We start from the raw sequence: 19,636 nt of genomic DNA, 5'->3' as shown, positions 1-19,636 counted from the left end.
AATCCGGTTGTCCACAGGACCCAGACTGACCGCCCCGGTGAGCGGCGAAACCATCGAACCGAAAACCGGCTGCTCACCCGGCCCCAACAAAGCCCGAACCCTGCCCAGCTCATCTTCTCCGCATCGACGCATGCGTTCAGTATGCCGCGCGGGCCGGTCCCGTGCTTCAATCTCCTCATGGAATCGCACGAATATCTATCCGACGACCCGGCCGGCGCGGAGCTGATGCGGCTGGCCACGCGCGAGTTCACCGCAGAGGCTCTCGACGGCGCGGTGCGCGTCGCCGCAACCGCCGCGGGCGAGGTGGTCCGCATCGAGGTCGCCCCCGAGACGCACCTGGCCAAGGCTCGCATGGCCATCTGCGAGGCCGTGAACACCGTGCTGCCAGCAGCTCGGGAGGCGTTTCGGGCGGCGGCGGCCACCAACCCCGCGCTCGACCCAGAGTTGCGTGCGCTGCTGGCCGGCGAGCAGCGGGTGCCCGACGACGAGCTGCCCGAAGGCGGGGACTCGCGCGAGCTGCAACGCGAGTTCATCGAGGAGTTCGAGGGCGCGCAGGCCACGTTCGACAACGCGAGGGGCCGCCTCTCCCAGGTGTACGTACCCAGCCTGGAGCCCCAGCAGCTAGCGCGCCTCGTGCGGGCGGTCAACCGGGCCATCGCCTCGGCCAGCACCGGCCGCGACGCCCAGCAGCCGCTCAGCGAGTTCGCCGACCAGGCCTACGACAGCCTGGACCAGACGCTCACCCAGGTGGAGGGTCGGCTGGACGACCTGCTCGGTCAGCTAGACGATGTCCTGGCGAGCATCGATTCCGCGCTGCCCGACGAGCCGCGTTCGTAGGCGTGGCAGCCTACGGACACGGTGGTTGAGTTTGGCCTGAGATGTGGGTCGCGGAAGGCCCCTGCTGTGGAGCGGAGCTGTCTGGAAACCAGCTCCACGGCGGAGGGCCTTCCCACTGCCGGGCCGCCCATTCGCCGCCATTCTCTCTCACCCGGGGCGGCGGCCTCGATTAGGAGCCCGGACGTGTGCCGCGAGTTGTCGCCAATGGCTAGCCTTCAAGCGGTTCTTCACTCCGCTAGGGGAACTCCTCGCGGGCCGGCTGGCTTCATATCTAGTGTTTTCACACGCCCCGCTCCGCCAATAGGAAGACTGCCCTCTGCGCCAGAACGAACAACCGGGCGGGACACCCATTTATCTGTCCGCTTTACCTCGTGGCTCAGGAATCTGCTCAGGGGCCACGACCCACCGACAGGCGCGAACAATCGTGTCCCGGATCAGTGACCATTCCCTCTTATTTTTCGTAAAGGTCGAAGGTCTCACCTCTGCATGTGCAGCACGCAACACGGCATCTTTCTCCACATCCTCACTTGCCGGGACAGCCACCACCCCACCGCCAACAGCTCTCGGCACCCCAGCCAAAAAAGCAATTGTCCCAAATACCTTCACGTCGTACACGGTGTCGGCAGCCCGTCCATGCTCCGTCAACACCGAAAGCATGTGGACTGACATCCCTTCTCCAGAGTCACCTCGCCTGAGCGCTGCTGGGTGAATGATGCGCTCACGCGTCTGCGCATCGAATCCCACATGGCTGGGCACCCATGGAATTCTCCTCAGCAACTCTTCATCGTCGGAGACTCCCGGATCATCGAAGAACCAGCTTTCTTCACTCATTGCCCAAGTACTGTTGACGCCACCGGGGGTTGTGAATCTTCGCACGGATACCCATGCGCAGAACGATGTTCTTGGCGAGACCGACTATCTTCTTCCTGTCATCTTCCAGGCAGTGGATTTCGCCGGTCTCATCACGTGCCCACAGGTAGTTAGGGCCATCGGCAGATACTTCGACCTCAAGAGACATTGGCCCCGTCTTCCAGTACAGGCTGACGCTGCCGTCCTCGTCGCCGGGTGTAACCACGGGAATGGTTGCATCTCGTCCCAGCACAAGGACGAGGAATCTACGTACCTCACTCCGCACAGCGCTACCGACGTCCAAGGCGTCTAGAAGTTTTGCTGTCTCTGTGAGGGCGAAAGATTCGCCAGCCTGAGCGATGGGCGTCCATGTGGCGCCCTCGTTGGCACGAGCGGTTGAAATGCGCACGACGGAAGGCAGCTGCGGAGACCGCTCACTCCAGAGTGCTTCGGCGCGGCTGCGCGAACGATCAAGAAGTACAGTCATTCCTCGCCCCACCCTCGCCGGAGGTCTTCGCTCGTATGCCGTTTGAACAGAGCGATGAGTTCATCGTGTGCCTCTGCCAGCGCAGCAACAGCATCGGTACCGGTTTCAACTCCACGGCTCACCTGGAAAGCAAGAACTGGCGTGTCAACGCCACCGAACGATTCGACCATCACTAGGGACGAGCAGTCGTGCTTCTTCGGATCCGCGCAGGCGCGAAGCCGAACACCAACGTAGTCATCCGTTGGGTCGGGTACAGTCGCGTCGCTGCTCCAGCCAGTCAAAACCCCTACAGCAAGGGTTGAAACGGTCACTTCAGGGATCCTGTTGACGTAGAAGCACTCCACGAGGCTGGGCTCAATAGTAACCTCGTGTGTGCCTACGGATAGCACAAGCTTGTTATACAGGTCGGCCAACTCCCGGCTAAGCTCGTCGAAGCCTGGATACCGCTCCGCATTTACCGGATCGAAGGCCCACGTCACCTCCAATTCATCACCTTGAACCGCGACAGTTCGATCGCCGCTCAAGAATCGTGTGCGAGGAACAGGCCACGAAGGCATCTCCTCGGAACCTTCCTCGGGAGAATCTGACAGGGTGAGAAGCCCCGTTAGGGCGCCCAGCGGAGGCAATTCCTCAACTGCTACGGCCTCCTCGCGCATGTCCGACACGAATGGCGCAAGCATCCAATTCTGCAGGTTTGGCACGGACTTAAAACGGATACGCAGCGACACGGACGCCACTGGTGGACGCGGAAGCCGGTAGGTCGTCAGGTCACGAGTCATGTCCCCCACTGTATCCTTAGTCGAGGCTCACCAGCCTGTGCACTCGAAAGCGGAGACACCGCGGCGGCAGCGGCACACCTCCATTCCCTGACAACGCCTGCCTCCAGAGCAGCGAAAAGGTCAGTCAGTGGGCTAAATACTCTCGGCCGGGGTTGCGTCAGTCGAAGATGGGTCCGACGGTGCGGGTGCGCTTGAGTTCGAAGAAGCCGGGGTAGGCGGTCATCTTCACGAAGCCGTCGAACAGCTCGCCCGCCTCTTCCCCCTTGGGCGCGGGCGAGATGACAGGGCCGAACAGGCTCATGCCACCCACTCGGATCACCGGGGTGCCCACGTCCATCCCCACCGGATCCATGCCCTCGTGGTGCGACGCCCGGAGCGCCTCGTCGACGGCGTCGGTCTGGGCGAGGTCGAGGATGTCATGGTCGGCGTCGATGGCGGCGAGGGCTTCGAGCAACGCCTCCTCGGTTGGCATCCCGGCGACGTGTTTGCGGTTGCCGAACTCGGTGTAGAACTCCGCCAGTTTCGCCGACCCGTGCCTCTCACCGACGAGGAGCGCTGCCCGAGCGGGCAGCCATGCCCGCTCCATGGCGGCGCGGTAGTCGTCGGGCAGGTCCCGGCCCTCGTTCAGTACCGCGAGGCTCATCACGTGGAAGGTGGTGTGCACGTCGCGGACCTTCTCCACCTCAGTGATCCAGCGGGAGGTGATCCAGGCCCAGGGGCAGATGGGGTCGAACCAGAAGTCAACTTGTGTCATGCACACATTCCAGCACATGACAGCGCCCTTCTGAGCCTCAGAATCTCTCCCCCACCCGCCCCTTCGGCGCACCGAACTGATAGATTCGGGCCCACGACCCAGCTAAGAAACGGGTGTGATTCCCGTGCTGTCGCGCAACCGTGTCTGCCTTGGCAGAAGCCGGACCAAGGCTGGGACGAGCAACAAGCTCCTGCGCGGAACAGGTTTTGCGGTTCTCTCGTGATCGCCTGCGCGGGGATTACCAGAGAGGAATTTCGTGAGAATCCGCAGATTTGCTGCCGCCGCGCTAGCAGCCGCAATCGCGTTTTCGGGCTTCTCAACGCCCGCGCGCGCGATGTCCTTCGCCGACACTATGCCGGATGATGCGCTGCGCAAGTGCGTCACGGACAAGCTGAGCATCGACGCTGACACTGAGCCCACCACCGAGCAACTCGAAAGCGTCACAGCGCTAAGCTGCAACGACAAGGGCATTGTCTCGCTGCGGGGAGTCGAGAAGCTGCCCAACCTGGGCAAGCTGTTCGTCAACCGCAACCAGATCTCCGACGTGGCTCCGCTGGCGGGTGCGCCGAAGCTGTTCTCGCTGGGGCTGGAAGGCAACCAGATTTCGGACATCACGCCGCTCGGCGCGCTGAAGGAGCTGTCGTCGATCAGCCTGGCCAAGAACAGGCTGTCTGACATCTCGGTGCTCGGCACCCTGCCGAAGTGGAACCACATCGGCAGCAATGGCCACAGCCAGGAGGCCGTCGGTACTCCCGCCCAGGCGGGGGTGGCCACGCCCGTCCCCGTCGCGGTAGATGGCCGCGGCACGCAGCTGCCGGTGGAGGCGCAGGGCAACGTCACCGTGCGCAACGGCCTAGCAACCTACCCGGAGCCGGGCAGCTACGTTTGGGACTTCGGCAAGGGTATTGGTAGCTACTTCAATGGCACGATCACCGTTGAGGTCAGCGCCGCCAGCGCCGAGACGATTCCCGACGATGCCCTGCGCGCCTGCGTGAACAAGAGCTTGCAGATCACCGACTCCAGCACCCATCCGACACCGGAGCAGCTCGCCACTGTCACGTCGCTGAACTGCGTTGGCAAGGGCGTCGTCAGTTTGGCTGGTGTGGAGCACATGACCGGTCTGAAGACCGCCCGCCTGGCCCGCAACGAAATCGCCGACGTGACCCCACTCGGCGCGGCTCGCGCCACGCTGACCAGCCTGGACCTGTCGCAGAACCGCGTCACGTCGCTGGCCTCGCTGGGTCAGCTGCCCGAGCTGACCAGCTTGAACGTCTCGCAGACCCCCACCAGCGAGAAGCCAAAGCTGGCCGGCCTGGACGCCATGAGCCAGTTCCCGAAGATGAAGACGCTCACCGCGAACTACCTCGGGCTCGCGTCGCTGGCTCCCCTCGCCGGGCATCCGGCGTTGGAAAACCTGGAGGCGATGAGCAACAAGTTCACCGACGTGGCGCCCCTGGCGGGGCTGGGCACGTTGAAGAAGGTGAACCTGTCGTCAAACATGATCGGCGACCTGTCGCCGTTGAAGGACCGCAAGTACACCAAGCTTGAGGTGAAGAAGCAGACTCTGGCGGCCGACGAGGTGACGGCAGGGCAGCCAGTGGCGGCGCCGTCGGTCACGAAGATTGACGGCACCAAGGTGGTAGCCACCCCGCCTGCTGGGGTCACCGTTGAGGGCGACCAGGTGACCTACGTCGCCGACGGCACGTTCGTGTGGCAGTTCGACGTTCCTGGCGGCTTCACGGGGGTTAGCTTCGAGGGCACCATCTCGCAGCGCGTGCTGCCGGCTCCGCCGCCAGTCGTTGACGTGAATATGCCCGATCCCCACCTGCGGGCCTGCCTCAACACGAAGTATCTGACGCAGGCCGCCGACGCGCCGATCACGGCGCAGCAATTGGCGGGGCTCGGCCCGAAAGTTTCGTGTATTGGCTCTAAGCCAAAAGCCGGCCAGCCCGACACCCGGATCACCAACCTCACCGGCGCCGAGTTGCTGACCGGAGTCACGGAGCTGCAGCTGGCCAGCAACCAGATCGCTGATCTTGCCCCGCTGACCGGTCTGACCCAGCTGCAGGTGCTGGGCCTTCCGGGTAACAAGGTCTCCGAATTGCAGCCGCTTTCCGGCTTGACGAACCTGACCAAGCTGAACATCTCCTTCATGCCGATCACCTCCGTCAAGCCGCTTTCCGGCCTCACAAAGCTCGACGATTTGAGCGTCACCCAGAGAAACACCGAATATCCCGGGTTGGCTTCTTTGGAGGGCGTTGAGGGGATGACGAGCCTGACGCGCTTGGTGGCCAACAATTCGCAGATTTCAGATCTCACTCCCCTGGCCCGCCTGACCCAGCTGAAGGTTCTCTACGTCTCCTCCAACCAGGTGGCTGATATTGCTCCGTTGACCGATCTGGTCAATCTGGAGCGGCTGGGCCTCGACTACAACAAAATCAGCGACATCACCGCGCTCACCAAGCTCACAAAACTGGACACCTTGAGCCTGGCGAACAACCACATCGCGGACTTCTCACCGCTGAAGGCACCCCGGAAGTGGGGACACAACCAGCCCAACCTTTCCCGGCAGAGCGTGGTCGCCCCGGCGGTGCCCGCCAAGCTGGCGGTCACGCCACCGAAGATCATTGACCGGGATGGGTCGCTCATGAAGCTAACGCCGCCCAGCGGGCTGAGCGTCGTCGATGGGAAGGTCACCTACCCGAGTCCGGGCGACTACGTCTGGACTTGGGGCAGCGCGGCGCAGCTCAGCCGGGTTACGCAGCCGGTCACCGAACCCGTCCCGGCGGCGGCGAACATCCCGGATTCGGCGCTGCGGTCGTGCATCGCCACGGCCGTGGGGCTCGGCGCGAGCGCGGTGCCCACCGAGCCCCAGGTGGCGGCGCTCACAGAACTTCGTTGCGTTGGTTCGGTCATCGCCGACCTGACCGGTGTGGAGTTGCTGACGGGTGCCAAGAAGCTCGACCTGAGCGAGGCGGGGCTCACCGACGTCGCCAAGCTGGCGGTGCTTTCGGGTCTTGAGGAGTTGAAGCTCAACAACAACCGAATCGCTGACCTGTCTTCGCTGGCTCCGCTGTCCGCGACGATCACGGCTCAGGGCCAGCAGCTCAGCCTGCCCGACGTCGCGGGTGGTGTGCCGGTGGCTGTGCCGACGGTGAAGGACAAGGCGGGTGCCGTCGTTTCCGCGGAGCCGCCGACCGGGTTGAGCGCGGTGGAGGGCAAGGTCACCTTCAAGAAGAAGGGCAGCTATTCGTGGCCGTTCACCGCCATGGGTGGCGCGTTCTCGGGCGCGTTCGCTCAGGTGGTCACTGCGGATGCCCCGACGGACCCGAAGGAGTTTGCCTTCACCGACGACGATCTCCAGCGCTGCGTCGACGCCGGCAACGTTTTCGTCATCGTTGATCCGGTCACCGTGGACATCATGGGCGCCTGCGCCACGAAGTTTGGCACCGGCGCGGAGGCGCTGAAGTCTGCGGGTTTCACCGCCGACAGTGATTCCTTCATCAAGGTCATCAACGGTTACCGCGCCGACTACGCGGCGGATGGTTTCTGGTGGTCGTACTACCACCGCCACCGCGACGACGGCGCTTGGGGAGACTGGGAGTTCTCCCAGCTGGGCGTGGGCTCCTACCAGCCGAAGGCTGGCAGCATCGAGGCCTGGGTGATCACCCCGGCGGATCCGAGCGCTCCCCTGCAGCTGCCTCGCTGGGAGCCGAAGCCTCCCGCGTCGCCCAGCCCGACGCCCACGCCCACGGTAACCCCGACGGTGACCCCGGCGCCAACCCCGACGCCAACCCCGGCGCCCACGCCTACGGTAACCCCGACGCCCACGCCTAAGCCGAAGCCCTTCACCGCGGCCGACGTGACCAAGTGCACCGCTCAGGGCCACGTATTCATCGTCGTTGACCCGATCAATGCCGAGCAGTTGGGCGGCTGCGCCAGCGACTTCACCAGCGGCTTGACCGCGCTGCGCTCCGCTGGGCTTGAGGTCACGGAGCAGGCCGGTATGGTCACCGCGATCAACGGCTACCGCGCGGAGTGGGCCGTCGACAAAAAATGGTGGGGCTACCACCACTCGGAGTTCAACCCGGAGACCGGTCTGTGGAGTGACTGGGCGTTCTCGATGGAGGGTGCAGCCCAGTACAAGCCGAAGCCTGGCTCGATCGAGGGCTGGGTTGTGACGCCGGCCGACGGTTCCGCCAGCCCGCGCTTCGTGGCCAAGCCGCCGGTGCCCACTAAGGTGACCGACGAGGCCGCTCAATCCTGTGCCGCCGACGGGGGCATGTACGTCCTCGTCGAGGGGCTGGGCGAATCCGCGCTCGGCGCCTGCAACCCCTACGAGGTCGCGAACAACGTCGCCGCTCTGCGGGCGGCAGGCTTCGAGGTCGAACTCGGCGGAGTCGCGGTGCGCAGCGCGCGCGACGCCCAACAGCTCGACATGAAGGTGGTCCGGATCAACGGCCGGGCCGCTCCGGCGGGCAAGTCTTGGGATCCGTTTGCCCGCTCGTTCGACAAGGTGAAGAACGAGTTCGGAGCCTGGAACCCGACGAAGCCCTCCGCCAAGCCCGCCAGGGCCAGCGTGACCGGCTGGAGCCTGACCGGGGCCCCGAAGTGGCAGCCCGCCAAGCCTGGCAAACCGGATCAGCCTCAGCCTGGCAAACCGGACCAGCCGAAGCCCGGCAAACCGGACCAGCCGAAGCCCGGCAAGCCGACTCTGCCGAAGCCCGGCAAGCCGAGCAAGCCGAAGCTGCCGAAGACCGGCGTCTGAGTCAGTGGCCCCGGAGCGGATCGCTCCGGGGCCACTGTTTTGCCCACGACCGCGCGCTGACGCCCCAGCGTGATCAAGTCAGCGTCGTGTCTCCTCCAAGAAAAAATCAACCCCTGACCGGGCAACTGGCCTAGTCAGGGGTCTTCTTCTCTGGTGAGCCTAGCTGGACTTGAACCAGCGACCTCTGCCTTATCAGGGCAGCGCTCTAACCGACTGAGCTATAGGCTCTCACCGTCGAGAAACTCTACCGGAGGGTGCGGCGGGAACGCAACCTGGCCCGAACTGCCGTCGCGCGAAAAGGCGAACCCCCTTGCCAGCCTCTATTGGCGCGCCCCGCTGACGGCCCTACACGCCGTAGAGGGTGAGCACCGCCCGCACGCGACGATGCACCGTCGCGTCCACCTGCAACCCCAGCTTCAGGAAGATGCGCTGCACGTTCTTCTCCACCGCCCCCTCGGAGATCACCAAACACGCAGCAATCCCGGAATTGGAGTGCCCCTCAGCCATCAGCTCCAACACCTCCCGTTCCCGGGGCGTCAGCGCCGCCAGGGGATCGCTCCTGCTGGTCCGCCCGACGAGCTGCGCCACCACCTCCGGATCGAGCACCACCCCACCCTCAGCCACCCGCTGTACCGCAGAGAAGAACGACTCCAGGTCGCTCACCCGATCCTTGAGCAGATAGCCGATGCTGCCCTCTCCGCTGCTCAGCAGCTCCGCAGCGTAGCTGAGCACCACGTACTGGCTGAGCAGCAGGATCGGGGCCGTGGGCCAAGCGGCCCGGATCGCCCGCGCCGCCCGCAACCCCTCGTCGCGGTGCGAAGGCGGCATGCGGATATCGCTGATCGCCAGATCCGGCCGCAGCGACAGGGTGGCGTCAATGAGCCCCTGGCCATCCGCAACGCTGGCCACGACCTCGTGCCCCTCGTCGGCCAGGATCAAGGCCAGCCCCTGCCTCAGCAGCAGCGAATCATCCGCGACCACTATGCGCACGGGATCACCATCCTCAGAATCGTCGGCCCGCCCTCCGGGGAGTCGATGGCCAGTGTGCCATCGACGGCGTGCAGCCGCTCCGCCATCCCAACCAGACCGAAGCCCTTCGCCGGCTCCGCACCACCCACACCGTCGTCGCCCACCCAGATCTGCAGCTCACCATCCAGCACCCGGGCTTCGATTAGCGCGGAGGAGGCCTTCGAGTGCTTGTTGATGTTGGCGAGCGCCTCCGAGATGACGAAGTAGCCTGTGGTGGCCACATGCTCGGGCAGCTCCGGCACGTCAACCGCGACCGTGACCGGCACGATGGAGCGGGCCGCAGACTCCACGACGGCGGCCTCCAACCCGCGATCGGCCAGTATCGGGGGCGCGATACCACGCGACAGCTGCCGCAACTCCGCCAGCGTCTCCTGGGTCTGCACGATCGCGGCGTCGATGAGTGCTGCCCCCTGCTCGGGGTCGTCGAGGCGACGCTTCGCCCGCGCCAAGTCCATCTGCAGCCGCACCAGACGCTGCTGCGGGCCATCGTGCAGGTCACGCTCCAGGCGGCGCAGCGACCGGGCCTCCGCTTGCCGGGCCGCCGCCCGCGACTCGCTCAGGTGCTCGATACTCTCCTGGTTGCGCGCCCTGCTGCTGAGCACCAGGTCGGAGAACCCACACAGCAGCCGCACGCAGCCACGCAACACCGACGGCGCGGTCCACGCGAAACCAGAACCCACCACGAGCCCGAACACGGAGTCGAACAGCCAGTCATATCTGAAGCCGAACAGCTTCCCCAAGCCGTTGAAGACTTGGCTGCCCGCGAGGAACTCAATCAGTTCGATCACCGGGGTAGCCAAACCGGACATCGGCGTCACAATCCACACGATCGCCACCACCCAGGTGAGAGCCGACAGCGGAAAACCCACCACGATCCACAACAGGTCAAACCACGACTGCGCGTCGCGGATCGGGCGCGTGAGTTCCCGCCACCAGCTGGAGCTGCGCTCCACTGCATACGGGGCAGATGGCGCGGCGACCCCGATGCCCATCCCGTTCACCGAGCGCTGCAGCTGGGCGAAACCCCGCGCGATCAGCAGCGCAAAGCACAAGATCGGGATGCCGATCCAAACCACCATCGTGCCCAGGCCGAGTGCCGCCACCGTGACGACCAACACGAAAGCCACCAGGTGCAGCGGGAACTGCACCATCAGGTAGGCGATGTCGGGCCCCAGCGACCGGACCCGGTGCCGCCAGTCGCGTCGAGGGCCAGGCTCATGATTTCCGTTCATGCCTTCAGCCTTCCAGCGATCCTCGGCGACGACCATCCCGCCAGCTGGACAGTTTCGCTGTAGGGATAACCCTACGACCGCTCTGCCCCCGTATCCGGTGCGCGAGCCGTTCCGGGCTGCGGCCCGCAACGGCGAATCAACCTGCTGGGTCGAATCCGAAAAATAGTGGTCATCCGATGCGCGCCCTCCCCACCATGTCCTAGCGTTGGCACATGGAAGCTACCGACGTTAGATCAGGACCAAAACTCGGGCTGCTTTGGCAAGTGTTGATCGCCATCATCGCAGGCATCGCCTTGGGTTTCGTTTTTCCCGACTGGTTGACCCGCGTCTTCGTGACAATCAACATGCTGTTCAGCCAGTTCCTCGGATTTTTCATCCCGCTCATCATTCTGGGCCTCATCACCCCGGCAATCGCGGATCTCGGCCGCGGAGCCGGGAAATGGCTCGCGGTGACCGCGGCCATCGCCTACGGATCCACCATCGTTGCCGGGTTCCTCGGCTGGGGCGCATCGACGCTGGTGCTGCCCCGGGTGCTGCCCGATAGCGGGGTAAAGGAACTCACCAATCCCGACAAGGCTCTGCTGGAGCCCTACTTCCAGCTGCAAATCCCGCCTGTGCTGGGCGTGATGTCAGCCCTGGTGCTGGCGTTCATCCTCGGCGTGGCGATCACGATGATCAAGGGAGACCTGACCATCCGGGGCATGCACGAGTTCCGCGAGATCGTGAACATCGTCATCAGCAACATCATCGTGCCCTTCCTGCCTGTCTACATCTTCGGCATCTTCCTGAACATGACCCAGGGCGGCCAGGTGGCCTCGGTGATCGCCACCTTCCTGGGAGTCGTGGTGTTCGTCTTCGTTCTCACCTGGCTCATGCTGCTCATGCAGTACGGCATCGCGGGCGCGGTGACCGGCAAGAACCCATTCAGAATGCTCGGCACCATGCTGCCCGCCTACGTCACCGCGCTCGGCACCGCGTCGTCGGCTGCGACGATCCCAGTCACCCTGCGCCAGGCCATCGCGATGGGGGTGCGCAAGGAGGTGGCTTCCTTCACCGTTCCACTGTGCGCGACGATCCACCTGGCGGGTTCGATGATCAAGATCACCTCCTTCTCCCTGGCGGTGATGATGATCTACGACATGGAGATCGGTGTCGGACTCATCGCCGGTTTCATCTTCCTGCTCGGCGTGATGATGATCGCAGCTCCCGGCGTGCCCGGCGGCGCCATCGTCACCGCCACGGCCCTGCTGTCGTCGATGCTGGGCTTCACCGAGGCTCAGGTGGGACTAATGATCGCCACCTATATCGCCATTGACTCCTTCGGCACCGCCACCAACGTCACCGGCGACGGCGCCATCTCCGCGATCATCGACAAGCTCTCCCGTGGAGAGCACAACCTGCCCACGGAAGACAACACCACCGCCTGACGATCCGGAACAGAACAGGGCCGCGCCGTCACGCCCCACGGCGACGGCGCGGCCCGCAGCCGACGATAACGAGGATCAGTCTTCTGCGAACATGATCTCCAGCCCACCCATGATGACGGCGGACAGGTTGTAGAGAAACGCGAAGAGGGTCGCGACGGCGGTGAAGATCAGAGCGTCTATGGCCGCGATCAGCATCGTGAGGCCCACCACTCGCTCCCAGCTCAGGTACTGGTGGATGTCGAACTTCTGACCCCCCTGCGGGTCGGCGATGATGCTGTTCACCAGATCGTTGATCTGCGTCATCGTGTCGGAGCTGGCGAACACGGACCACAAGACGGCAACTCCCGCCACCAGCATCACGCCGAAAGCGATCGAGAACAACAACGACGTCTTCATCACCGACCACGGGTCGATCCGCTGCACCCTGAGCCTGGCCTTGCGGGTGCGCCGGACGCCCCGCGCACCCGGACCCGGCTTGTTCTGCTTCCGGTCGGCCTTCTTGCTGTCCGCCGAGACCGCGCCGGCTGCTGCCTTGTCGTTCACCGGCTTCACCGGCTCCGCGCTGTAAGGATACTTCGCGGCGGAGGGCTTGGTCGCAGCCGACGCGGGGGCCGAGGCACCCCCCCGGGCCGTGGACGGCGCCGATGACGCGGGGCTGCGGGTGATGGCGTCGAGCTTCCAATCGGGCGCCGATCCCCGACGGTCAAACGGCTGCGTGGTGATCCGGGTGGTATCCCCCGGACTCACGGCCGTGCTCGGCTTCGACTTGCCGGAGAAATCGAGGCCCGGGGACCCGTCGGCCCCCGGCCAACGCGGTGCGTCAGTCATCATTTGCCTCCTCGTTCACGCTCGTGTCCTCAACCGTAGCGCCTTCCGCTCCCTTTTCGGGAGTCGGAGGGGTCTCCGCGGCCTCGTTGTCGCTCTCCGGGTAGAGCGCGATCACGGTAACCGAATCCTCGCCACGCACCCCAACGAACTTCACACCCATCGTGTCGCGGCCCTTCACCGGTACCTCGTTCACCGCGGAGCGCGTGATCTGCCCGGACTGCTTGATGGCGATCACCTCGTCGTTCTCGTCGACGATGATGCCGCCCACCAGCGACCCGCGATCATCGACCAGTTTCATTGCCTTGATGCCCAGGCCGCCCCGGCCCTGCCTGCGGTATTCGCTCACCCGGGTGCGCTTCGCGAAACCGCCCTCCGTGACGGTGAACACGAACCGTGTGTCCTCCTCACCACCGACGGGCAGCACGGCCATGCTGAGCAGCTCGTCGTCCTCGCCGCCCATTTCCCTGAAGCGCATGCCCGTCACACCCGACGTGGCGCGCCCCATCGGCCGCAGTTGCTCGTCGGAGGCCTGGAACCGGATGGCCTGGCCCTTACGCGAGATGAGCAGCACGTCGTCGTCCGGCGAGCACACCTCGGCACCCACCAGCTCGTCGTCGTCGGAGCGGAAATTGATGGCGATGACGCCAGCCTGCCGGGGGGAGTCGTAGGCGGTCAACTCCGTCTTCTTCACCAGGCCCTTCTTCGTCGCGAGCAGCAGGTACGGGGCGTCATCGTAGGCCCTGATCGACAACACCTGCGCGATCTTCTCCTCCGGAAGGAAAGTCAACAGTCCGACGACGTGGCTGCCTTTCGCGTCACGGCTCGCCTCCGGCAGCTGCCACGCCTTGATGCGGTATACGCGGCCGAAGTTGGTGAAGAACAGCAGCCACTGGTGGTTCGTCGTGGTGAACAAATGCTGCACCTCATCGTCGGCGCGCAGGCTTGCCCCGCGCACCCCCTTGCCGCCGCGCTTCTGCGCCCGGTAGAGGTCGGCGCGGGTTCGTTTGACGTAGCCTCCGTAGGTGATGGTCACCACCACGTCCTCGTCGGGAATGAAATCCTCCTCGGAGAAGTCACCCTCGGCCGCGATGATCCGGGTGCGCCGCTCGTCGCCATACTTCTCGACGATCTCGCCCAGCTCCACCGAGATGATCTCCCGCTGCCTGGATTCCCTGGCCAGGATGTCCTTCAGGTCCGCGATCTTCACCTCCAGCGCCGCCAACCGGTCGATCGTCTCCTGTCGCTCCAGCGCCGCCAGCCTGCGCAGCTGCATGTCGAGGATCGCCGTGGCCTGCACCGCGTCGATGTCGAGCAGCTTCATCAGGCCGGTGCGGGCCTCGTCGGAGTTGGGGCTGCGGCGGATCAGCGCGATCACGTCGTCGAGTTTGTCCAGCGCCTTCACGAGGCCCCGGTAGATGTGGGCCCGCTTCTCGGCGTCCTCCAGCTGGAACTGCGTCCGGCGTCGAATCACCTCAAGCTGGTGTTTGATCCACAGCGAGATGAACTGGTCCAGCCGCAGGGTGCGCGGCACGTCGTCGACGATGGCCAGCATGTTGCAGCCGAACGTGTCCTGCAGCGCGGTGTGCTTGTACAGATTGTTCAGCACGACGCGCGGCTGGGCGTCGCGCTTCAACACGATCACGAGCCGCTGGCCGGTGCGCGCCGACGAGTCGTCGCGGATGTCGGAGATGCCGGTGAGCTTGCCGCCGTTAACCAGATCGGCGATGCGCTGGGCGAGCGCGTCGGGGTTGCACATGTAGGGCAGCTGCTTCACGACGAGCGTCTGCCGGCCCTTGTCGTCCTCCTCGAAGTCGACAACCGCGCGCATCACGACGGATCCCCGCCCCGTGCGGTACGCGTCCTCGATGCCCTGACGGCCGACGATAAGCGCGCCGCCGGGGAAGTCGGGGCCCTGGATGCGCTGCATCGCGGCCTCCAGCAGTTCCTCGCTCGTCGCGTCCGGGTGCTCAAGCGCCCACTGCACCGCGTCGCCCACCTCGCGCAGGTTGTGGGTGGGGATGTTGGTTGCCATGCCGACGGCGATGCCCGTCGAGCCGTTCACCAGCAGGTTCGGGAACCGCGCGGGCAGCACCGAGGGCTCCATCTCGCGGTTGTCGTAGTTGGGTTTGAAGTCGACGGTGTTCTGGTCGATCTCGCGCACCATCTCGACCGCCAGCGGTGCCATCTTGCACTCGGTGTAACGCATCGCGGCTGCTTTGTCGTTGCCCTGTGAGCCGAAGTTGCCCTGGCCTGCGACGAGCGGGTGGCGCATCGCCCACGGCTGCGCGAGGCGCACCAGCGCGTCGTAGATGGCGCCGTCGCCGTGCGGGTGGTAGAGGCCCATCACCTCGCCGACAACGCGGGAACATTTGTTCCAGCCGCGGTCGGGGCGGTAACCGCCGTCCCACATCGCATACAGCACGCGACGATGCACCGGTTTGAGGCCGTCGCGCACGTCGGGCAGTGCCCGCCCGACGATGACGCTCATGGCGTAGTCGAGGTACGACTTCTGGATCTCGTCTTCCAGGTCGGTGGGATCGATTCGCCCATGACCGGTGGCCTGGAGGGTGTCGTTGAGTGCCTCTTCGGGGGTTTCTTCGTCAGCCATTGCCAGTCCTTAAATGTCGAGGAAGCGCACGTCGCGGGCGTTGCGTTGGATGAAGGTGCGCCGCTGCTCCACGTCCTCCCCCATCAGGATGGAGAACATGCGGTCGGCTGCGGCGGCATCGTCCATCGTCACCTGGAGCAGGATGCGGTTGGCGGGGTCCATCGTCGTCTCCCACAGATCGTCGGCGTTCATCTCACCGAGGCCTTTGTAGCGCTGGATCGGGTTCACCTGGGGCAGCTTCTTGCCCTCTGCCAGGCCCTTGTCGCGCAGTGCGTCGCGCTCGGCGTCGGTGTAGGCGAGTTCATGGGGGGCGTTGGTCCAGCGCAGCCGGAACAGCGGCGGCTGCGCCAGGTAGACGTGCCCGGCTTCGATCAGCGGCCGCAGGAAGCGGAAGATCAGGGTGAGCAGCAGGGTGCGGATGTGGGCGCCGTCGACGTCGGCGTCGGCCATCAGCACCAGCTTGTGATAGCGCAGCCGGTCGATGTCGAAGTCGTCCTGCGCTCCGGTGCCGAGCGCGTTGATGATCGCCTCGACCTCCTTGTTGGCCAGGATCTTGTCCAGACGGGCCTTCTCCACGTTGAGGATCTTGCCGCGGATGGGCAGGATCGCCTGGGTTCGGGGGTCGCGTCCGCCGCGCGCGGAGCCGCCGGCGGAGTCGCCCTCGACGATGAACACCTCACACTCTTCCGGGTTAGTGGAGGAGCAGTCGACGAGTTTGCCGGGCAGGCCGCCGCCGCCGAGCAGGCCCTTGCGGTTTCGGGCCATGTCACGGGCCTTACGCGCCGCGATCCGGGCCTGAGCCGCAGCCTGGGCCTTGCGGATGATCTCCTTACCCTCCGCCGGGTTCATCTCGAACCAGTCGCCCAGTTTCTCGTTGAGCACGCGCTGCACGAAGCCACGGGCCTCGGTGTTGCCGAGCTTCGTCTTGGTCTGGCCCTCGAACTGCGGCTCGGACACCTTGATGGAGACGATGGCGGTGAGGCCCTCACGGATGTCGTCGCCGGAGACTCGGTCTTCCTTCTTCTTGACGAGCCCCCAGTTCTCGCCCCACTTGTTCACCGTGTTGGTGAGCGCCGCGCGGAAGCCTTCCTCGTGGGTGCCGCCCTCGTGGGTGGAGATGGTATTGGCGAAGGTGTACACGTTGGCGACGTAGGACGTGTTCCACTGCATCGCGACCTCCAGGCTCATGTCCTGGTCAGCCGAACTGGCCTCCATATCGATGATGCTCGGGTGGGCGGCATCCTTACCCTTCGACAGGTATTTGACGTAGTCCTTGAGGCCGTCGGCATAGTAGAACTCGTCGTGAGTGACGCCCTGCGCGTCCTCCCCCTCGGCGAGTTCCTGCACGTCGCTGCGGCGGTCGTCGATCTGGATGCGCAGGCCCTTGTTGAGGAAGGCCATCTCACGGAAGCGGTTGGCTAGGGTGTCGTAGCTGAACCGGGTGGTCTCGAAGATGTCGTCCGCCGGGTAGAAGGTGACGATGGTGCCGGTCTCCTCGCCATCCGCCAGCGGGCGCAGGGTCTCCAGCTCGGTGACGGGCACACCCAGGTCGAACTCCTGCCGGTAGTGGTGTCCGTCGCGTTTTACCTCGACGATGAACCGCTTGGACAGCGCGTTTACCACCGACGATCCGACGCCGTGCAGGCCGCCGGACACCTTGTAGCCGCCGTTGCCGAACTTGCCGCCCGCGTGCAGCACAGTGAGCACTAGCGTGACAGTGGGGATCTTCTCGACGGGGTGCTCCTTCACAGGGATGCCGCGACCGTTGTCGGCGACCCGGATTCCGCCGCCGTCGAGGATCTCGACGATGATCCGGTCGCACCATCCGGCGAGCGCCTCGTCCACAGCGTTGTCCACGATCTCGTAGACCAAGTGGTGCAGGCCGCGCTCCCCAGTCGAGCCGATGTACATGCCGGGGCGCTTTCGGACAGCTTCCAATCCCTCAAGCACCGAAATCTGGTCTGCGTCGTACTCCCCGGAAACGGAGTTGTCCACCTGGCCTAGGGGATCCTCGCCGGCGCTTTCCGCCTGGCTGCCCACCTCGTCGCGATCCACACGAACTCCTTACATGATGCTGCCGTCCATCACAGACGGCCTCCAGAAGTCTACCGCTTCAGTGCAAAATCCAGGTAGTCAGCGGCGCGTGGCACGCCTCTAGAACGATTTGCAGGCCGTTTACAGCGCTTGGACCCCAAGGCGCGCATCGGGGCACACAGGGGAGGGACAAATCGGCACAGGCGGGTTTTTCACCGCCCGCCGGAACGCCCGCCGACGCCCCGCAGCCGCCCCAGCAGGCGCAGCACCAAGCCTGCGATGCTGCCCACCAGCAGCGCCGCTGCCAGCGTGCCCTCCCGCACCCCGCGCACCTCACCGAACAGCCAAAGGGAGATGACTACGGCCAACGCCACCAGGAATACATCGAGCGCCACCCGCACGGGCCCGAAGGTGAAGCGAGTCACCTCGGTGATCGCCGCCGCCAGCCCCTCCCCCGGAAGATAAACCAGTTTCGGCAGAACCATCAGCGCGATTCCCACACCGAGGATCAACGTCCCGACAAGCAGCTGGGCCCACTCGGCCGCGTAGCCCGTGAGCTGGATGCGCCGAGTTAGAGGGACCCAGACGTCGATCGCTACCGAGAAGATGAGCGACGCGGGCAGTTGCAACCACGCTCGCGTCTGGAACTTGCGGCGGAGGATCACCATCTGCGCGGCAAGGAAGATCATATTGATGATGAGCATCCAGGTGCCGAACGTCCCCCACCCGGCGAGGGAGGCCACCCAGACCGGCGCCGACGTCGGTGGGGCCCCGAGATCCGAGAGCACGATGAGGGCGTTACCCAAGGCCATGACGGTGAGGCCGAGGACGGTCAGCGCAATTGCGTTGGTAAGTCGCATTCGGGCAGGATGCCACACCCGCCCCGATGCTGTGGAGGCCGGCCGGGTTTGATCACCCCGGCGGCGCCGGACGAACTCTGGCAGGCACAGCCCCGATACCCACAGGGTTATCCACAGGCCGGGCTGAGGCAAACCCGCTGGCCAATGACTATTTGGCCATCGAACACACCAGGTTTTCCACAGGAAGGCAGCCTGCGCACTATCCACAGAGGCCGGGGCCACCCCCACCGTCGAGAGGAGGGGTAAGCCCTTGTCAGCAGGAAGCTGCGGGAGGGTAAGGCGAAACGGCCACCACAGCCGCCCCGGTTTTCTCCACAGCCTCTCCACAGGCTCAGCGCACCGACTAAGTTTGGCCCATGCCAGTGTTTCGTAAGGAGGCTGCCGAGCCGGAGATCCGCGTGGAGGTCGCCGGTCTGCGCTGGCTGGCCGAGGCCGGCGGGGCGCCGGTCGCCCAGCTCGTCCGCGTTGGCCCGACGTGGTTGGAGACCCGGCGCCTGAGCCACGCCTCACCCACCCCCGACGACGCCGCCCGCTTCGGCCGCACTCTCGCCGCCACGCACGCGGCCGGCGCACCGTGGTGGGGAGCTCCGCCGCCTGGCACCACCGTCGGGCTGCTGGCCGGGCTGGATGCCCCGGTGGCGAGCCACCCCCGCTGGGCCTCGTTTGGCGAGTTCTTTGCCGAAGCGCGGCTGGAGCCCTATCTGCGGGCAGCCCGGGCGCTGGATTCCACAGGTCGGGCCGTCGTCGCACGCGCGATCGAGCGCATTGCCGCCGGCGGGATCGATGCCGCCCAGCCCGGACTGTGCCGCTCGTCGGGCGCGACGGTGGCACGCATCCACGGCGACTTGTGGGGCGGGAACGTGGTCTGGGCCGCGCAGAGCGACCGTGCCGTCGGAACCCTCATCGATCCCTCCGCCCACGGCGGGCACGCGGAAACCGACCTGGCCGAGCTGGGGGTGTTTCACACACCGCACCTCGACGCCATCCTGGCCGGCTACCAGGAGGTGAGCCCGCTGGCCGACGGCTGGCGCGAGCGGGTGCCCGCCCACCAACTGCACATGCTGCTGGTGCACGTCGTGCTGTTCGGCTCGTCCTACGCGAGTCAGGCCGTGGCGCTCGCCCGGTTGGTGGCCTGACTCGCGCA

The 19,636-nt window shown here is 65.4% G+C and carries 14 protein-coding genes and 1 tRNA gene; 4 read left to right on the top strand and 11 right to left on the bottom strand.

Annotation, left to right across the window (positions count from 1 at the left end):
* Window positions 1-177: 177 nt before the first annotated feature.
* On the top strand, window positions 178-837 hold the full coding sequence (locus EII42_RS11150) for a YbaB/EbfC family nucleoid-associated protein (protein WP_158676493.1): 660 nt from the start codon (window positions 178-180) through the stop codon (window positions 835-837).
* Window positions 838-1,188: 351 nt separating this feature from the next.
* Here the strand turns inward: EII42_RS11150 and EII42_RS11145 are convergent, their stop codons facing one another.
* From EII42_RS11145 to EII42_RS11130, 4 genes are all read right to left on the bottom strand, one after another.
* On the bottom strand, window positions 1,189-1,668 hold the full coding sequence (locus tag EII42_RS11145; RefSeq protein ID WP_125172224.1) for a hypothetical protein: 480 nt from the start codon (window positions 1,666-1,668) through the stop codon (window positions 1,189-1,191).
* A complete protein-coding gene (locus EII42_RS11140; RefSeq protein ID WP_125172223.1) occupies window positions 1,661-2,173 on the bottom strand; it encodes a hypothetical protein in 513 nt (170 codons plus the stop codon). The genes EII42_RS11145 and EII42_RS11140 overlap by 8 nt, the downstream gene beginning before the upstream one ends.
* Window positions 2,170-2,952 carry a hypothetical protein gene (locus EII42_RS11135; protein WP_125172222.1) on the bottom strand — a complete coding sequence of 261 codons (783 nt, stop codon included), beginning with the start codon at window positions 2,950-2,952 and terminating at the stop codon, window positions 2,170-2,172. Before EII42_RS11135 ends, EII42_RS11140 begins: the two co-directional genes overlap by 4 nt.
* A 157-nt stretch (window positions 2,953-3,109) precedes the next feature.
* Window positions 3,110-3,706 carry a DsbA family protein gene (locus EII42_RS11130; protein WP_233558373.1) on the bottom strand — a complete coding sequence of 199 codons (597 nt, stop codon included), beginning with the start codon at window positions 3,704-3,706 and terminating at the stop codon, window positions 3,110-3,112.
* A 256-nt stretch (window positions 3,707-3,962) separates the two neighbouring features.
* Here EII42_RS11130 and EII42_RS11125 point away from each other — a divergent pair, with 256 nt between their 5' ends.
* Complete coding sequence (locus EII42_RS11125) at window positions 3,963-8,474, top strand: leucine-rich repeat domain-containing protein (RefSeq protein WP_125172221.1); 4,512 nt, start codon at window positions 3,963-3,965, stop codon at window positions 8,472-8,474.
* A gap of 151 nt (window positions 8,475-8,625) precedes the next feature.
* Here the strand turns inward: EII42_RS11125 and EII42_RS11120 are convergent.
* From EII42_RS11120 to EII42_RS11110, 3 genes are all read right to left on the bottom strand, one after another.
* Window positions 8,626-8,702, bottom strand: a tRNA-Ile gene (locus tag EII42_RS11120).
* Window positions 8,703-8,819: 117 nt separating this feature from the next.
* A complete protein-coding gene (locus tag EII42_RS11115) occupies window positions 8,820-9,464 on the bottom strand; it encodes a response regulator transcription factor (RefSeq protein ID WP_125172220.1) in 645 nt (214 codons plus the stop codon).
* On the bottom strand, window positions 9,455-10,735 hold the full coding sequence (locus EII42_RS11110) for a sensor domain-containing protein (protein ID WP_125172219.1): 1,281 nt from the start codon (window positions 10,733-10,735) through the stop codon (window positions 9,455-9,457). Before EII42_RS11110 ends, EII42_RS11115 begins: the two co-directional genes overlap by 10 nt.
* 212 nt (window positions 10,736-10,947) lie before the next feature.
* Here EII42_RS11110 and EII42_RS11105 point away from each other — a divergent pair, with 212 nt between their 5' ends.
* Window positions 10,948-12,162: a dicarboxylate/amino acid:cation symporter gene (locus tag EII42_RS11105; protein ID WP_125172218.1), complete on the top strand. Its 1,215-nt coding sequence runs from the start codon at window positions 10,948-10,950 to the stop codon at window positions 12,160-12,162.
* 75 nt (window positions 12,163-12,237) lie between these two features.
* On the opposite strand, the gene EII42_RS11100 is transcribed toward EII42_RS11105, so the two are convergent.
* The 4 genes from EII42_RS11100 to EII42_RS12995 form a co-directional block, all read right to left on the bottom strand.
* Window positions 12,238-12,993 (bottom strand): DUF3566 domain-containing protein, encoded by a 756-nt coding sequence (locus EII42_RS11100; RefSeq protein ID WP_125172217.1) that lies wholly within the window; start codon window positions 12,991-12,993, stop codon window positions 12,238-12,240.
* Window positions 12,983-15,598, bottom strand: coding sequence for a DNA gyrase subunit A (gene gyrA, locus EII42_RS11095; RefSeq protein ID WP_125172216.1), 2,616 nt, complete (start codon window positions 15,596-15,598; stop codon window positions 12,983-12,985). The genes EII42_RS11100 and gyrA overlap by 11 nt, the downstream gene beginning before the upstream one ends.
* 9 nt (window positions 15,599-15,607) lie before the next feature.
* On the bottom strand, window positions 15,608-17,638 hold the full coding sequence (gyrB, locus tag EII42_RS11090) for a DNA topoisomerase (ATP-hydrolyzing) subunit B (protein ID WP_199729869.1): 2,031 nt from the start codon (window positions 17,636-17,638) through the stop codon (window positions 15,608-15,610).
* 206 nt (window positions 17,639-17,844) lie between these two features.
* Complete coding sequence (locus tag EII42_RS12995) at window positions 17,845-18,492, bottom strand: YitT family protein (protein ID WP_158676492.1); 648 nt, start codon at window positions 18,490-18,492, stop codon at window positions 17,845-17,847.
* A 356-nt stretch (window positions 18,493-18,848) separates the two neighbouring features.
* Here EII42_RS12995 and EII42_RS11080 point away from each other — a divergent pair, with 356 nt between their 5' ends.
* Window positions 18,849-19,628 (top strand): fructosamine kinase family protein, encoded by a 780-nt coding sequence (locus EII42_RS11080; protein WP_125172213.1) that lies wholly within the window; start codon window positions 18,849-18,851, stop codon window positions 19,626-19,628.
* Window positions 19,629-19,636 lie beyond the last annotated feature (8 nt).

The organism is Tessaracoccus sp. OH4464_COT-324, assembly GCF_003932855.1.
Lineage (GTDB): Bacteria > Actinomycetota > Actinomycetes > Propionibacteriales > Propionibacteriaceae > Arachnia.
Note: the sequence above shows the minus strand (reverse complement) of the source record. Positions and strands in the feature narration are given on the sequence as shown.

What these genes read in the sequence shown, in the direction of transcription:
- EII42_RS11150 (WP_158676493.1), top strand. Translation starts at nt 178, where the DNA reads ATGGAATCGCACGAATATCTATCCGACGACCCGGCCGGCGCGGAGCTG.
- EII42_RS11145 (WP_125172224.1), bottom strand. Translation starts at nt 1,668, where the DNA reads ATGAGTGAAGAAAGCTGGTTCTTCGATGATCCGGGAGTCTCCGACGAT.
- EII42_RS11140 (WP_125172223.1), bottom strand. Translation starts at nt 2,173, where the DNA reads ATGACTGTACTTCTTGATCGTTCGCGCAGCCGCGCCGAAGCACTCTGG.
- EII42_RS11135 (WP_125172222.1), bottom strand. Translation starts at nt 2,952, where the DNA reads ATGACTCGTGACCTGACGACCTACCGGCTTCCGCGTCCACCAGTGGCG.
- EII42_RS11130 (WP_233558373.1), bottom strand. Translation starts at nt 3,706, where the DNA reads ATGACACAAGTTGACTTCTGGTTCGACCCCATCTGCCCCTGGGCCTGG.
- EII42_RS11110 (WP_125172219.1), bottom strand. Translation starts at nt 10,735, where the DNA reads ATGAACGGAAATCATGAGCCTGGCCCTCGACGCGACTGGCGGCACCGG.
- EII42_RS11105 (WP_125172218.1), top strand. Translation starts at nt 10,948, where the DNA reads ATGGAAGCTACCGACGTTAGATCAGGACCAAAACTCGGGCTGCTTTGG.
- EII42_RS11100 (WP_125172217.1), bottom strand. Translation starts at nt 12,993, where the DNA reads ATGATGACTGACGCACCGCGTTGGCCGGGGGCCGACGGGTCCCCGGGC.
- gyrA (WP_125172216.1), bottom strand. Translation starts at nt 15,598, where the DNA reads ATGGCTGACGAAGAAACCCCCGAAGAGGCACTCAACGACACCCTCCAG.
- EII42_RS12995 (WP_158676492.1), bottom strand. Translation starts at nt 18,492, where the DNA reads ATGCGACTTACCAACGCAATTGCGCTGACCGTCCTCGGCCTCACCGTC.
- EII42_RS11080 (WP_125172213.1), top strand. Translation starts at nt 18,849, where the DNA reads ATGCCAGTGTTTCGTAAGGAGGCTGCCGAGCCGGAGATCCGCGTGGAG.